General features: G+C 66.7%; 15 protein-coding genes. 11 read left to right on the top strand and 4 right to left on the bottom strand.

The genetic code is table 11. The features are described 5' to 3' along the window. Positions 1-528: 528 nt before the first annotated feature. The 7 genes from rpmH (at position 529) to ACFO5K_RS20650 (ending at position 5500) form a co-directional block, all read left to right on the top strand. On the top strand, positions 529-672 hold the full coding sequence (gene rpmH, locus ACFO5K_RS20680; RefSeq protein ID WP_071932098.1) for a 50S ribosomal protein L34: 144 nt from the start codon (positions 529-531) through the stop codon (positions 670-672). Between the two features lie 22 nt (positions 673-694). Then, on the top strand, positions 695-1114 hold the full coding sequence (gene rnpA / locus ACFO5K_RS20675; RefSeq protein ID WP_378565386.1) for a ribonuclease P protein component: 420 nt from the start codon (positions 695-697) through the stop codon (positions 1112-1114). Next, complete coding sequence (yidD, locus tag ACFO5K_RS20670) at positions 1111-1485, top strand: membrane protein insertion efficiency factor YidD (RefSeq protein ID WP_378565383.1); 375 nt, start codon at positions 1111-1113, stop codon at positions 1483-1485. Before rnpA ends, yidD begins: the two co-directional genes overlap by 4 nt. A 4-nt stretch (positions 1486-1489) precedes the next feature. Continuing rightward, a complete protein-coding gene (gene yidC, locus ACFO5K_RS20665) occupies positions 1490-2584 on the top strand; it encodes a membrane protein insertase YidC (protein WP_378565380.1) in 1095 nt (364 codons plus the stop codon). Positions 2585-2609: 25 nt separating this feature from the next. Further along, positions 2610-3143 carry a Jag family protein gene (locus ACFO5K_RS20660; RefSeq protein WP_378565377.1) on the top strand — a complete coding sequence of 178 codons (534 nt, stop codon included), beginning with the start codon at positions 2610-2612 and terminating at the stop codon, positions 3141-3143. Positions 3144-3239: 96 nt separating this feature from the next. Then, complete coding sequence (gene rsmG, locus ACFO5K_RS20655; protein WP_378565375.1) at positions 3240-3986, top strand: 16S rRNA (guanine(527)-N(7))-methyltransferase RsmG; 747 nt, start codon at positions 3240-3242, stop codon at positions 3984-3986. 761 nt (positions 3987-4747) lie between these two features. Further along, positions 4748-5500, top strand: a complete 753-nt coding sequence (locus ACFO5K_RS20650) for a hypothetical protein (RefSeq protein WP_378565373.1) — start codon at positions 4748-4750, stop codon at positions 5498-5500. Positions 5501-6905: 1405 nt separating this feature from the next. On the opposite strand, the gene ACFO5K_RS20645 is transcribed toward ACFO5K_RS20650, so the two are convergent. After that, on the bottom strand, positions 6906-7040 hold the full coding sequence (locus ACFO5K_RS20645) for a hypothetical protein (protein ID WP_378565370.1): 135 nt from the start codon (positions 7038-7040) through the stop codon (positions 6906-6908). Positions 7041-7353: 313 nt separating this feature from the next. On the opposite strand from ACFO5K_RS20645, the gene ACFO5K_RS20640 reads away from it, so the two are divergent. From ACFO5K_RS20640 to ACFO5K_RS20625, 4 genes are all read left to right on the top strand, one after another. After that, the gene (locus tag ACFO5K_RS20640) at positions 7354-7878 is read left to right on the top strand and encodes an MmyB family transcriptional regulator (RefSeq protein ID WP_378565367.1); all 525 of its coding nucleotides are present in this window, start codon (positions 7354-7356) and stop codon (positions 7876-7878) included. 594 nt (positions 7879-8472) lie between these two features. Next, positions 8473-9468 carry a ParA family protein gene (locus tag ACFO5K_RS20635; RefSeq protein WP_378565364.1) on the top strand — a complete coding sequence of 332 codons (996 nt, stop codon included), beginning with the start codon at positions 8473-8475 and terminating at the stop codon, positions 9466-9468. Between the two features lie 34 nt (positions 9469-9502). Continuing rightward, positions 9503-10579: a ParB/RepB/Spo0J family partition protein gene (locus ACFO5K_RS20630; RefSeq protein WP_378565361.1), complete on the top strand. Its 1077-nt coding sequence runs from the start codon at positions 9503-9505 to the stop codon at positions 10577-10579. Positions 10580-10685: 106 nt separating this feature from the next. Continuing rightward, a complete protein-coding gene (locus ACFO5K_RS20625; RefSeq protein ID WP_378565358.1) occupies positions 10686-11447 on the top strand; it encodes a GNAT family N-acetyltransferase in 762 nt (253 codons plus the stop codon). 101 nt (positions 11448-11548) lie between these two features. Here the strand turns inward: ACFO5K_RS20625 and ACFO5K_RS20620 are convergent, their stop codons facing one another. The 3 genes from ACFO5K_RS20620 to trxB form a co-directional block, all read right to left on the bottom strand. Further along, the gene (locus ACFO5K_RS20620) at positions 11549-12775 is read right to left on the bottom strand and encodes an N-acetylmuramoyl-L-alanine amidase (protein WP_378565355.1); all 1227 of its coding nucleotides are present in this window, start codon (positions 12773-12775) and stop codon (positions 11549-11551) included. Between the two features lie 132 nt (positions 12776-12907). Further along, positions 12908-13234: a thioredoxin gene (trxA, locus tag ACFO5K_RS20615; RefSeq protein ID WP_378565352.1), complete on the bottom strand. Its 327-nt coding sequence runs from the start codon at positions 13232-13234 to the stop codon at positions 12908-12910. Positions 13235-13257: 23 nt separating this feature from the next. Next, a complete protein-coding gene (gene trxB / locus ACFO5K_RS20610; protein ID WP_378565349.1) occupies positions 13258-14244 on the bottom strand; it encodes a thioredoxin-disulfide reductase in 987 nt (328 codons plus the stop codon). Positions 14245-14299: the final 55 nt, after the last annotated feature.

The following is a 14299-nucleotide window of genomic DNA, read 5'->3' as shown; positions in this document are numbered from 1 at the left end:
AGAATCTCCGACTGCGGCGCGGGCACCGTCGGCCCCACGAATATGCCACTCCGGCCGTCTTTCCACACAATTATCCACAGATGTGGACAAACCTGGGGATAGAGGAATTCTGCCAGCGTGTGGCAGCGTCGGGGGCTGGACCTGCGGTTCTTCAGCAATCCCCCGGCTACAGAGGCTAGCGGGTCACTGCGCACAACGCTAGAGGTGTGGAGGAACTCACGGAAAATCGGCCGGAGGCGCCGCCGAATCCCGGGCGTGTCGTCCCAGCTCGAGGCATCTCGAGCCGACTCGCCCGAGTCCGGTAATCTGGCCGCAGTGCCTGGCGTACGTACCTGGGGGCCGAGTTTGACCCTGCGTAGCGGTATCAGTACCCTCGTACAGTCACCCCTTGGCGCGGTGGCGGCTGCGTGCTGCACACTGATTCGCCAAGGCAATCTGTGTGTAGACCACGGTCCACTGCGCAGACATCCGAATCACCGAAAACTTCGGGTACCTCAACGGTGCCCACCAACTCGAGGAGTGTTGACCGTGGCCAAGGGCAAGCGGACGTTCCAGCCGAACAACCGTCGTCGGGCGCGCGTGCACGGCTTCCGCCTCCGGATGCGGACCCGTGCGGGCCGCGCCATCGTTTCGGCGCGTCGCCGCAAGGGCCGTTCCGAACTGACTGCCTGATCGCGCGTAGTCGGACGCTCGGGTGTTGCCTGAGCCGTATCGGTTGCACCACCGTGCCGAATTCTCCCGCACGGTGCGCCGCGGTCAGCGAATCGGGAGGCGAGATCTGGTCGTACACGCATACGTGCATGTGTACGACGAGTTCGCCGACGGCGATTCCCAGGTCCGCGTAGGCGGTCCTCGGTTCGGACTGATTGTCAGCAAGGCGGTGGGTAACGCGGTGGTTCGCCACCGGGTGGCCCGCCGCCTGCGTCATATGTGCACCCAGGTCGTCGACGAACTGGGCGCCGATACCGATGTCGTGATCCGGGCCTTGCCCGGCGCGGCCACCGCCGACTCCGCCGAGTTGCTGCGCCAGCTGCGCACCGGCTTGCGCAAGCTGGGCTTGCGTCAGGTTCCGGAGCCCGCGCTCGGTCGCACCCCGGTTGGAGAACGGCGATGACGACGCTGACCCGGCTACCCGCGAACGCGCTGATCTTCCTGATCGAGCTCTACCGGACCTATGTCTCCCCTACTCGGATGCCGATCTGCCGGTTCTCCCCCACCTGCAGCGAGTACGCGGTGACCGCCTTGCGTACTCGCGGCCTGGTCGTCGGATCGGTACTGGCAGTCGTTCGCTTGGCCAAATGTGCGCCCTGGCACCCTGGAGGGTGGGATCCCGTGCCAGAGCGCGGGTCGAATGCTCGCATGAGAGGTCAGCGGCCGGAAGCGGAAGCGGAGCATGACCACGTAGGCCGCCCGAGCATGCGCAATGGACACTGCAAAAAGTCATCGCCCGCGTTGATCGGCGATACGAACGACGGGAGTACCTAGAGCCGTGCTCGACATCATCTATTGGCCGGTATCCGCAATTCTGTGGTTCTGGCACAAGGCCTTCGGCTTCGTGTTCGGCGCCGACAGCGGGCTCACCTGGAGCCTTGCCGTGGTGTTCCTGGTCTTCACCCTGCGGCTGGTGCTGTACAAGCCGTTCGTGAAGCAGGTCCGCACCACGCGGCAGATGCAGGAGCTGCAGCCCCAGATCAAGGAACTGCAGAAGAAGTACAAGAACGACCGCGAGACCATGGCGCGGGAGATGCAGAAGCTGCAGAAGGAACACGGCTTCAACCCGCTCATGGGCTGTCTGCCGGTCCTGGTGCAGGTGCCGGTGTTCCTCGGTCTGTTCCACGTGCTGCGCTCGTTCAACCGCACCGGCCACGGCTGGGGTCAGCTCGGATTGTCCCCCGAGGAAAACGCCAGTATCGGCAACTACATCTTCAGCGCTACCGATGTGCAGTCGTTCCTGAGCGCCCGCATCTTCGGTGCGCCGATCGCCGCCTTCATCACGGCCCCCGTCAGTGAGCTGCAGGCCTTCGCGGACTGGGGTGGCACGCCCACCCGCATGAGCATCGCCCTGGTTGCCGTCCCACTGATGGTGATCGCCGGTGTGGCGACCCACTTCAACGCCCGCGCCTCGGTCGCGCGCCAGACGCCGGAAGCTGCCGCCAACCCGCAGGCCGCCATCATGAACAAGCTGTCGCTGTGGGTCTTCCCGCTCGGCGTGATGGTCGGTGGCCCGTTCCTGATGATCGGCATCCTGCTCTACTGGGTGGCCAACAACGTCTGGACCTACGGGCAGCAGCACCTGGTATTCGGCCGGATGGAAAAAGAAGAAGAAGCCAAGAAGCAGCAGAAGCTGGAGCTGCGAGCGCAGAACGCGCCCAAGCCCGGTGCCAAGCCGGTCGACATCCGCAAGAAGCCGGAAGCCACCGACGACGCGCCTTCGGCGAACGGCGCCTCGGCCAACGGCACCGCGGCGAAGCCCGCCGGTGGCACCCCCAAGCAGTCGGCCAAGCAGGGTGGCGGTCAGCGCCGGCCCGGCGGGCAGAAGCGGCCGGGCAACCGCGGCCGCGCGAACCAGAAGCGCAAGCGCTGAGACGCGACCGGATAGAGGGAATCCAATGACTGTTGAGACCGAGACCGACGGAGGGGACGCCACTGTGTCGACGACTGTTGACGTCGTGAACGACGCTGAGGAAGCGTTGATCGAAGAGGGTGAGATCGCCGGCGATTATCTCGAGCAGCTACTGGACGTGCTCGATTTCGACGGCGATATCGACCTCGATGTCGAGGGTGATCGCGCCGTCGTGAGCATCGACGGCGGCCGCGACCTGACCAAGCTCGTCGGACGCAACGGTGAAGTTCTCGACGCGCTGCAGGAGCTGACCCGCCTTGCGGTGCAGCAGACGACCGGCGTGCGCAGCCGGCTGATGCTCGACGTCGCCGGCTGGCGGGCTCAGCGCCGCACCGATCTGAGCGAGCTCGGCGTCGCCGCGGCACAGCGGGTGCTCGAATCGGGCAAGCCCGAGGCGCTGTCGGCGATGACCCCGTTCGAGCGCAAGATCGTGCACGACGCCGTCGCCGACATCGACGGTGTGGCGAGCGAGAGCGAAGGTGTCGAGCCGAATCGTCATGTGGTCGTCGTGCCCGAGTAGGCTGTCACCGCCCGGCGCACGAATGCTGTGATAGGGCCTCCGGTCTCGGACCGGGGGCCTTATTCATGCCGATCCCCACTCGGAAGGAAGTTTCACGTGGAACGAGAACTGGGTGCGCTGTCCGCCGAACTGGAACCACCGGCAGCCGCTGCCCGGGTATTCGGCGACCGCCTGGACCTCGCCCGCCGCTACTGCGCGGCGCTGGCCACCGCAGGCGTAGAACGCGGACTCATCGGCCCCCGTGAAGTTCCCCGCCTATGGGAACGCCACATCCTCAACTGCGCGGTCGTCGGCGAACTGCTCGAGGAGGGTGCCTCGGTCGTCGACGTCGGCAGCGGCGCCGGTCTCCCCGGGATCCCGCTGGCGATCGCCCGCCCCGATCTCCGCATCACCCTCGTCGAGCCACTGCTGCGCCGCACCGTATTCCTCAGCGAATTCATCGAGGAGGCCGGACTCGACGTCACCGTCGTACGCGGGCGCGCGGAACAGTCCGGTGTGATCAAGGAAGCGGGCGGCGCCGATGTCGTCACCTCCCGCGCTGTTGCCCCCCTCGCCAAACTCGCCCACTGGTCGCTCCCCCTACTCCGCGACCACGGCCGAATGCTCGCCCTCAAGGGAACCAGCGCCGCCGAAGAACTCGAACGCGATGGCGCGGAGCTGATCCGCGACGGTGCCACCGATCTCCGCGTAGTCGGCTGCGGCGCCGGCATCGTCGAAATCCCCACCCTCGTCATCAGCGCCGAACTACTCCCCCGCGCCGAACGCCCCACCCGCCGCGCCGGCCGCAAAGCCGCGGGCGCGGAGAAGAAGGCGCGAAAGCGTCGCGAATCCGGTTCCGCCTGACCGGAACGGCAGCGCACTCGGATTCAGCAATTCGTAACGTGACGAAACTGCCCGAGGGTCGATGTTCCTTGCTGAATCGCGGGTAAATTCGCCACTCACGCCGGGTGGCACAACTGCCTCCGCTTCGCAGCCACGCTGAACGCGGTCTCCCGGCTCTCGACGCGTTGGTGAAGCCAACGCTCCCCGCTGCCATCAGCGCAGCCTGCCGCCGCCGCGCGCTCCGTCCCTGATTCTCGCTCCCCGATTCTCGCTCGCTGCTCGCTGCTCGCTGCTCGCTGCTCGCTGCTGCTGCTGCTGCTGCTGCCGCTCGCCGCCGCCACCGCTGCTGCCGCCGCCACCGCTGCTGCCGTCGCTCGCCGCTGCCGCCGCTGCCGCTGCCGCTCCCCCTCGCGCGTTTCCGGGATTCGCTCCGCGCGTTCCCATGTGCCGCGCTATACGTTCCGCGCTACACATAGTTCTCTGCGTTCTCGTGTTCAGGCTTTCCGGTGATCCCGCTCTCTCACTCCTACTCCCGCTCCCGCGTTCCGCTCCTGTCCTCGCTCCCGCTTCCCTGCTCGACTCCTATCTCCGGCTGATGCCGATGCGCCCGGCTGTCGGTGTACCGGTCGATCACTGCGGGTAACTGTCACGCTGGCCACTGCCGCTTCCCCACTGGCTGCGCGTCGAACGCCTTGTGCCTGCAATTCTCAGTCGGGGGCGGTGATCACCGGCGGGGCCAGCGAGTGGACGAGTGGGTTGCTCACCGACGCATCGTCGAGCCCGTGGTCGAGTTGGGCGTAGGGCGACGCAAGCGAAGAATCCTGCGTGGTTCAGTAGTCGAAGCGTGGCAGCTCCCCGGTGCCGAGTCCAGTGGTGCCGAGTCCGGTGGTGGCGAGTCCGGTGGTGGCGAGCCCGATGGTGGCGAGCCCGGTGGTGGCGAGCCCGATGGTGCCGAGTCCGGTGGTGGCGAGCCCCGTGGTGGCGAGCCCGATGGTGACGAGCCCGATGGTGGCGAGCCCGATGGTGCCGAATCCGATGGTGCCGAGCCCGATGGTGGCGAGCCCGATGGTGCCGAGTCCGATGGTGCCGAGCCCCGTGGTGGCGAGCCCGATGGTGCCGAGTCCGATGGTGGCGAGTCCGGTGGTGGCGAGCCCGATGGTGCCGAGTCCGGTGGTGGCGAGTCCGGTGGTGCCGAGTCCGGTGGTGGCGAGCCCGGTGGTGCCGAGTCCGGTGGTGCCGAGTCCGATGGTGGCGAGTCCGGTGGTGGCGAATCCGGCGGTGCCGAGCCCCGTGGTGCCGAGCCCCGTGGTGCCGAATCCGATGGTGCGAGCCCGGCGGTGGCGTGCCCGACGGTGGCCGGCACCATCGGCATCCGGCCGGGATTGACGCGATCCTCGTACTTCACGCTGGAATTTTCCACCAGCGTGTGGCTCGGCCGCTACCAGTCAGTGCGCGGCGCGGCGTCGGATGCTCCCCGTGACGGCTCTCGACGAGCGCGCCTCATGCCCGGTCTCACCAACTGCTGCCCGAACTAGCCCACAGGCAGGTACCAGCTCCCATCGCACCGGAGTGTGTCGCCCACTTGGGTCATGTTTCACGGGAAACAAGGCAGGCCTCCAGTCGCGAGCTGAGCATCCCTTGTCATATTTCGTGCCAGCCGAACTGTTCACTTTGCCCATCGGTATATGTCGCGATCGTTCTACCCGACGCGATCGCAGTCCTGACTCCGAGAGGACGACACCGTCCCCTTCGCCCGGGGTCCACCTTCGCGCTACGCCGAGACCAGTCCTCGGCGCAGTGCCGCGGCCGCCTGCGCGTTACCGCAGGCGCCCACCTCCGCGTTGCCGACGGGGATCACCTTTGCGCTACCTCGGGGCCCCGCGCGTGCGCTACAACGGGGACCGCCTCCGCGTTACGCCGGGACCAGCCCTTGGCGCTAGTGCCGCGGCCGCCTTTGCGTTGCCGACGCGGCCCGCCTCCGCGTAACCGCCGGGCCTGCGTTAGCGTGCCGCCGGGGCCAGTCCTCGTGCTAGTGCCGCGGCCGCCTTCGCGTTGCCGATGGGGATTGCCTTCGCGCTACCGCTACGGCCGGAGCCGCCTTCGTGCTGCCCGCCGGTGACAACTTCGCGCCGTCGCCCGGGGATTGCCTTCGCTCTACGGCGGGGCCCGCCTGTGCGCTACCGCCGGGATCAGTCCTCGCACAAGCGCCGCGACCGGTTTGATGGGGATCGCCTTCGCTACCGCAGGGCCCGCCCGTGCGCTGCGGTGGGGGCCGCCGCTCGCGCTACGGTCGGCCTGTCTTGGCGCTACGATCGTGGCCCGCCTTCGCGCTACCGCCGGGACCAGTTCTCGCGCTAGCGCCGCGGGCCGCATCAGAACAACTGTCCGCGACCTGCCCTCGCGGTGCGAAGGCGGCGTGGCTGCCCCTCCTCCAACCGGGCTGCGGCTCGATGGTCGTGCGATCGCATCGCCTCCCCCCGTTGCGCAATCGCTGCCGCCTATTTTGGTCCGCCTTGTCAGCGGTCGCCGTTCCGCTCTGCCAACCGAACTCGTAGGCGCGTGGGAGTCGGTCAAGCGTATGGAGTCACGCGAAGCTGTGGGGGCACGCATGTTATTGCGGTATCCGTATCCCGGCGCGGGTGTACCCCAGCCTCGGCACGGCGAGTGTGCCTACCCGAACTCGCCTCGGTACGGCCAGAGTGTGCCTACGCGAACTCGCCTCGGTACGGCGAGTGGCCCAAGCGCACTCGCCTCGGTACGGCCAGAGTGTGCCTACGCGTACCCGCCTCGGTACGGCCAGAGTGTGCCTACGCGTACCCGCCTCGGTACGGCCAGAGTGTGCCTACCCGAACTCGCCTCGGCACGGCGAGTTGGGGCGTACACGCATCCGCCTCCCTACAACTCGGCATCCGTCTCGTGGCGTCTGGCGTGCGACTGAGTTCAGGTTGGGGCGCTGGTCAGGCGGCGCAGGGTGAACGGCTCGGCCAGGGTTTTGTCGAGCGCGGCGGCCACCCGTTCGAAGTGCGGGAGGCTGAAGTAATGGTCCAGTGCCTCGGTGTCGGAACGCTTACCCACGAGGATCATTCGGTCCGCACGGATGGGGTCGGTGTATGGGTGGTAGCTCAGGCATCCCGCTTCAGCGAGGGAGGGGCGATCATCGTGGTCAGCTCTTCACACCGGCGTTGGTCCTGTCCCGGCTTCGCGACGAAGCCGGTGGCGATGGACAGGTGTTCGGTATGGGAACCCCTCGTCGGTCGTGGATCGGTGTCGTGTCCGCTCGGCGAACACCGTCCATAATGTCGGCGCGTAGTGGCCGCACCCAGTGCTCCGGCCAACCGGAGGCGTTCCTGCCTGGACCTGGAAGGACCAGGCGGCACAGAGTGGGCGTATGGACACCGGAGGATATGGATCGTGCTCGCCAGCTCAGCGAGTTTCTCAGGAGCCGCCGCGCTCGCCTGAGACCAGAGTTGCCGGGGCGTCGACTTCGGTCGCCAGCGCCGGGTGCATGGTTTGCGCCGTAAAGAACTGGCTCTGTCTGCCGGCGTCAGTGTCGACTACTACACGCGGCTGGAGCAGGGTCGTGCCCGGAATGTTCCCGGGGCCGTGCTCGATGCCGTGGCGCGCCCTGCAACTCGACCCTCACGAACGCGTGCACCTGCAAAATCTGGCCAAGCTCGCCGCGCCCCGCACGCGCCTGGGCCGACCCCAGCAGGTTGGTCCAGAAATGCCGCATTCCCTCCAAACTCTGGCCGCGGTCCTCGCCTGCATCATTGGCGGTCGCCTGGACATCCTTGCGTGGAACGATCTCGCCCGACTCCTCATTGGCGACGTCTCCCGCCCCGCATCGCCGAACGCAACATGGACTGCTTGTCGTCGGACCGCCCGCCGCCTTCCGTCCCTCTCGGCTTCCTGAAGCACTTCCACGACGACTGGTTACGAGGGACGGTCGCGGGCCTCTGCTCGATTGCGAGCTACCCTCGCTCTCTAGGTGACTCCGGCGTCGCATCCGATGCCGGTGGTGCGCCGTAGTCGATCACGTGGCTTCGGTCGCCGGGACACCACTGGTTCCGCTCCAGCCGGAAGTTGGCCGGCGTGTGCGCTTACTGGTTCCGCGACCGCGTGCGCGGATTGGATCCGCAGCGCCGGGCGTTCATGAGAGCTCCCCCGCGAGGTTGCTCCACACCGCCGCTGACGACCTCCGAGCCACACCCTCGCGATCCCCTCGCTTCAGTGGGTGCGGTGTTTCACGTGGAACGGACCGACGCTGGTTTCCCGTGAAACATGATTGTGGGAAAGAAATTCGAGGTAGTTGGGTGTGTCCCGCTCGGCGTGCCGCGATTCAGCTTTCCTAACTGTCGTAGGGCTGGCAAGCTGTTCACAGTCGGGCGGGAGCGAGCCACCCTCCTCGAGTCTTCGAGTTCTCCACCGACGCAGTTTGTTTGTGACGACACGGCGCCGACGTTCGTCGGGGGTACGTGATCTGAAGTTCTCGGGTTAGGAGCAATCTATGTCGAGCGGTCCGGCGAATGTTTCACGGGAAACAGCGTCGCGGGTCCCGGGGATGCTGGATTCCAGCAGCTTCGACGCGGAGACGTTCGGGAATACTCCTTTCGGGCAGATCTCTTCGGCCGAGACCCCGATCGCGGCGGAAGCGCAACGCGCCAGCCAGATTCTGCATCCAGGAAAGGTCACTGTGCCGAAACCCCGCGAGCAACGGATCATCACGATCGCCAACCAGAAGGGCGGCGTCGGTAAGACGACGACGACGGTCAATCTCGCGGCGGCGCTAGCCCATCAGGGGATGACCGTCCTCGTCATCGATCTCGATCCGCAGGGCAACGCGAGTACGGCGCTGGGCGTCGCCCACCACTCCGGGGTGCCGTCGAGCTACGAGCTGTTGATCGGCGAGGTGAACGTCAAGGACGCGATCCAGCAGAGCCCGCACAATGAGCGACTGCTGTGCGTGCCGGCGACGATCGACCTGGCCGGCGCCGAGATCGAGTTGGTCTCGATGGTCGCGCGCGAAGGCCGGTTGAAGACCGCCATTCAGGAAGCCGCCATCGCCGGGTTCGACATCGATTACGTCCTCATCGACTGCCCGCCCTCACTCGGGCTGCTCACCGTCAACGCGCTCGTGGCCGCCAAGGAGGTGTTGATCCCGATCCAGTGTGAGTACTACGCGCTGGAGGGTGTGGGTCAGCTGCTGCGCAATATCGGGTTGGTGCAGGCGCACCTCAACCCGGAACTGCATGTGTCGACCGTGCTGCTGACGATGTACGACGGGCGTACCAAGCTTGCCGACCAGGTCGCCGAAGAGGTGCGCAACCACTTCGGTGATGTGGTGCTCAAGTCGATGATCCCGCGCAGCGTGAAGGTCTCGGAGGCGCCGGGCTACGGGATGACCGTGCTCGATTATGATCCGGGTTCCCGCGGCGCGATGAGCTATATGGACGCCGGACGCGAACTCGCACGCCGTGTCGAGCTGAAGCAAGACGCGTCTTAGTCGTGGGTTGGAACGAGGAAGGGATCGGTAGCCGATGAGTCAGGCGAAAAAGGGCGGTCTCGGTCGCGGTTTGGCCGCGTTGATCCCGACAGGTCCGGCCGTGGCGCCGGGCCTCAGTAGCGCCGCGGCGAGCGTGATCGGGATCAACCCGATCGGGCCGCAGCCTGCCGAAGCGTTCCTGCACCGCGTACCGGAGGCCGAGGCGGAACCGGAGAAGGTATCCGAATCCGAACCGGAGGTGACCGTCGCGGAGGTGGCCGCCGAAGAGCTGGTCTCCCCCGGCGACGCGGTGTACCGCGAAATCCCGGCGGATCAGATCGAACCGAACCCGAAGCAGCCACGCTCGGTCTTCGAAGAAGAAGCTCTCGCCGAGCTGGTGCACTCGATCCGCGAGTTCGGGCTGATGCAGCCGATCGTCGTGCGACGTCTCGAACCGGGTGTCGACAAGTTCCAGTTGGTCATGGGCGAGCGCCGTTGGCGCGCGTGCCAGGAGGCCGGGCTGGCCACCATCCCGGCGATCATCCGCGACACCGCCGATGGCTCGATGCTGCGCGACGCGCTGCTGGAGAACATCCACCGCGTGCAGCTCAATCCACTCGAAGAGGCGGCCGCCTATCAGCAGCTGCTCGAAGAGTTCGACGTGACCCACGAGGAACTGGCCGCGCGCATCGGCCGCTCTCGCCCGGTCGTGACGAACATGATCCGACTACTGAAGCTACCGATCCCCGTGCAGCGCCGGGTAGCCGCCGGCGTGCTCTCGGCCGGACATGCCAGGGCGCTGCTCGGCTTGGACGCCGGCCCCGACGCGCAGGAAGTGCTCGCGGCCCGCATCGTGGCGGAGGGCTTGTCGGTTCGGGCCACCGAGGAAGCGGTGACCCTGGCCAACCGCAACCCGGCGGAGGACGCCGCTCCCCCGGCGCCCAAGCGTAAGCCGATTCAGATGCCGGGGCTGCAGGAAGTGGCCGAGCGGCTGTCGGGTTCCTACGACACCCGGGTTACCGTGAGCCTCGGCAAGCGCAAGGGCAAGATCGTTGTCGAATTCGGCTCCGTCGAAGATCTCGAGCGCATTGTGGCGCTGATGGAGCAAGCCGAGCACGAAACGTCACAGTGACGGGGTTTCCCCGGCCTGTCTACACAATTGAAAGAGGCGGCATTACTGTGAATAGTGATGTGGCGTGAGCGTGGATGAATCGGACAGCTGGAGGCTGAACAGACCAGTGTCGACCAGCGTCACGGCCTTGACTCTCGACGGACTCGATCGCCTTCCGGCGCACACCCGGCGGTGTGTGTTCTGGGAGCTGGATCCGGCCGTCGCCGCCGACTCGCAGGCCTTCAGCGATCCGGTCTTCGAGAAGGAAGCCTGGCTGTCCACCGTCCTGCTCGAGTGGGGATCGTGCGGCCAGGTGGCCCAGGTCGACAACAACATCGCGGGCTGCGCGCTCTACTCTCCCCCGAGCGCGGTCCCGCGCTCCACGCTGTTCCCCACCTCCCCCGTGAGCCCGGATGCCATCCTGCTGACCACGCTGCAGGCTGAATTCCCCTACGACGAGGCCGATGTAGCCCATCGACTGGTCCAGAGCGTGGTGGCCGACCTGGTGCGCCGCGGTGTGCGCGCCTTGGAGGCGTTCGGCATTCGCAACGGTCCGCCGTCGAGCTCGGTGGCCGACCGCGGGCTCGGATCGTCGATGCGGCTGATGGAACGAATCGCCGCGCCGCTACGTGACCAGGCGGCCGCGACGCGCTGCACACCCGAAACCTGCATGATCGACGCCGATTTCCTGGAAGAGGTCGGTTTCGAGGTGGTAGCTCAGCACCATCGGTTCCCGCGTTTGCGGCTCGAGCTGGACTCCGATCACGGCTGGAAAGAAGACGTGGAACGCGCGCTGGATCAACTACTGGCCGCAGCGCAGATCCGCATCCCGGTCACGACAGGTTCGTCGGCCTCCGCCCACCTCTCCGCGGCTTCGAACCGAACTTAGTTCCGGAGAGAGCCCGGGAGGAGCTTGCCGCCTCCCGGGCTCCGCGCACTCGAGTCCGGCCTGAAGTCGCGGAGAGGCGGGGGTGCGTACCTGAACCTGGCCTAAATTCGCGGAGAGGCGGAACTACTACTCCCTGCTTCTGCGGCGGCCAGTTCTTCGGCGAGGAGTTCGGCGAAGGTGTAGGTGCCGGTCGGCTGATCGTCCTGGCCGAGCAGGTACAGCCGCTTCACCGAGATGAGGATCGCTTCGGCGATCACGTCGCGCATGCGCGGGTTGGCGAGCACCGAGGCGTCGTACTCGTTGGTGAGGTAGCCCAGATCCACCTGGACCGTCGGCATCTTGGTGAGCCGCAGCAGATCCCAGGTGCGCTGGTGGGTGCGGCAGTCCTGCACCGCGGCGCGGGCCACCACTTCGCGCTGGATGAAGCCGGCCAGCACCTGGCCGATCATCGAGACCGAACCGTGGGAATTGCCGAAGTAGAACCCGGCCACGCCTTTGGCCGACGGGTTGTCGCTGGTGGCGCAGCGCAGCGAGATCATCAGGTCGGCGTCGAAGGAGTTCGACGTTTCGGCGCGTTCGACATCGCTGGGGTTGGCGCCCCACGGCCGCGACAGGAACGTCTCCATCCCGGTGGCGGCCATCCGGCCCTCGAGGCGAGAAGCCAGATCCCACAGGATTTCCGACTCGAAGACCTCACCGAACTCGGTGGGCACCGCGAAACCTTTGTCGGCGCCACCGAATCCGGGGTCGATGACGATGCGTTTCCCGGTGAGTTGCGGTCCGGCCCGGTGCACCACTTCTTCCTCGGCGATGCGGTGCGGGTTGCCGCCGGTGACGCGGGCGCCGAGCAGGTCGAGTGAGCGCAGGGTGTCGGGTCCGCAGATACCGTCGGCGGACAGGCCGATCTCGCGCTGGAACGCGCTGAGACCCTCATGGGTGTGGGGTCCGAAATAGCCGTCGACCCGGTACACGTAGAAGCCGAGGTCCTGCAGTTTGCGCTGCAGGGTGGCCACATCGTCACCGTAGAGCGGAGCCGACAGCTGATAGATCAGTGTGCGGGCACCCAGGCGGTAGGAAGCTTCCTTCAGCGCACGGTAGGTGGCCGGGCCGACCACCCCGTCGACGAGCAGTCCGCGCTGCTGCTGGAACGCGCGGACCGCCGAGTCGAGTGGGCGGTCGAACACCACATCGGTGTCCTGCCAGTACTGCTTGGCATCGGATCCGTCGCTGGACTCGCCGTGCTGCGGATGCAGGAAACCGAGGCTTGCGAGGGTGCTCCGAACCTCTGCGACGGCTGGTCCTGAATCGCCGTGACGAAGTCGGTGCATGCGTAAGAGCCCTTTCCTTCGGCCGGAGCGACGCCTCGATTGTCTCAGACCCGGGCCGTATTACGGGAATCCCGGGTCCAGGCATCCTACGGCGCGTCGGCCGGTAGGAGATGCTTTTGTCGCCAACGGCGCTCAGATGAGCCCGTCGAGTTCGCGCAGCAGGGCCGCCTTACCCTTGGCGCCGACGATCTGCTTCACGGGCTTGCCGCCCTGGAACAGGATCATGGTGGGCAGGGAAAGGATCTCGTAGTCGCGGGCCGTACCGGGGTTGGCCTCGGTGTCGAGCTTGGCGACGGTGAGCTTGTCGGCGTGGGTGCCCGCGATCTCTTCGAGCACGGGGGCGACCATCTTGCACGGACCGCACCAGTCGGCCCAGAAGTCGACCAGCACCGGCTTTTCGCTGAGCAGGACGTCGTCGGCGAAGGACTGGTCGGTGACGGTGATGGTGTTGGCGCCCATGGTGTTTCTCCTCGTGCTCGAAATCAATTGACCGGCACCGCGGCCGAGCCGTCGGCGTTGGCGAGAGTGTTGGCTTTGATGTCGCCCTGCTCGGCGAGCCAGCGCTCGGCGTCGATCGCCGCGCGGCAGCCGGTGCCCGCCGCGGTGATCGCCTGCCGGTAGGTGTGGTCGACCAGGTCGCCCGCGGCGAACACACCTGCCACGTCGGTGGCGGTGCTCGGATCGGTCACCTGCACATAGCCTTCGGCGTCGAGCGCGACCTGGCCCTTGACCAGTTCGCTGCGCGGGTCGTGGCCGATGGCCACGAACAGGCCGGTGGCGGCCAGCTCGGACTCCTCGCCGGTGCGGGTGTCGCGCAGCGTGAGGCTGGAGACACTCTTGTCGCCGTTGACCTTCGCGATCTCGGCGTTGAGCCGGAACTTGATCTTGTCGTTGGCCTTGGCGCGTTCGAGCATGATCCGGGAGGCGCGGAACTCCTCGCGACGGTGCACGATGGTGACGCTGGCGGCGAACTTGGTGAGGAAGGTCGCTTCCTCCATCGCCGAGTCGCCACCGCCGACCACCACGATGTCCTGGCCCTTGAAGAAGAAGCCGTCGCAGGTGGCGCAGGCGCTCACGCCGCGGCCGAGCAGTTCCTGCTCACCGGGGACGTGCAGGTAGCGGGCGGCCGAACCCATCGCGAGGATGACGGCGTAGGCCTCGAAGGTCTCCTCGCCCACGGTGACCTTCTTGATCGGACCGGACAGGTCGATGGCGTCGACGTCCTCGGTGCGCACGTCGGCGCCGAAACGCTTGGCCTGTTCGCGCATCTGCTCCATCAGGTCCGGTCCCATGATCCCGTCACGGAATCCGGGGAAGTTCTCCACCTCGGTGGTGGTCATCAGGGCGCCACCGAACTGAGTGCCCTCGAAAAGGACAGGCGCCAGTTCGGCGCGAGCGGCGTAGACGGCTGCCGTGTAGCCGGCGGGTCCTGAACCGACGATGATCAGGTCGCGAACTGGCGTGCTCATGAGGCCCTTCCGAAAGACAAGCTGGGGATGTGTCGGTCAACAACAGCCTAAACGG

This window comes from Nocardia halotolerans (genome assembly GCF_042650145.1).
In the GTDB taxonomy this organism is placed as follows: Bacteria; Actinomycetota; Actinomycetes; order Mycobacteriales; family Mycobacteriaceae; genus Nocardia; species Nocardia halotolerans.
Note: the sequence above shows the minus strand (reverse complement) of the source record. Positions and strands in the feature narration are given on the sequence as shown.

Bases quoted from the DNA above. Each gene is read 5' to 3' on its own strand.
- ACFO5K_RS20630 (WP_378565361.1), top strand. From the start codon at position 9,503: ATGAGTCAGGCGAAAAAGGGCGGTCTCGGTCGCGGTTTGGCCGCGTTG.
- trxA (WP_378565352.1), bottom strand. From the start codon at position 13,234: ATGGGCGCCAACACCATCACCGTCACCGACCAGTCCTTCGCCGACGAC.
- ACFO5K_RS20640 (WP_378565367.1), top strand. From the start codon at position 7,354: ATGGACACCGGAGGATATGGATCGTGCTCGCCAGCTCAGCGAGTTTCT.
- ACFO5K_RS20660 (WP_378565377.1), top strand. From the start codon at position 2,610: ATGACTGTTGAGACCGAGACCGACGGAGGGGACGCCACTGTGTCGACG.
- yidD (WP_378565383.1), top strand. From the start codon at position 1,111: ATGACGACGCTGACCCGGCTACCCGCGAACGCGCTGATCTTCCTGATC.
- ACFO5K_RS20635 (WP_378565364.1), top strand. From the start codon at position 8,473: ATGTCGAGCGGTCCGGCGAATGTTTCACGGGAAACAGCGTCGCGGGTC.
- ACFO5K_RS20620 (WP_378565355.1), bottom strand. From the start codon at position 12,775: ATGCACCGACTTCGTCACGGCGATTCAGGACCAGCCGTCGCAGAGGTT.
- trxB (WP_378565349.1), bottom strand. From the start codon at position 14,244: ATGAGCACGCCAGTTCGCGACCTGATCATCGTCGGTTCAGGACCCGCC.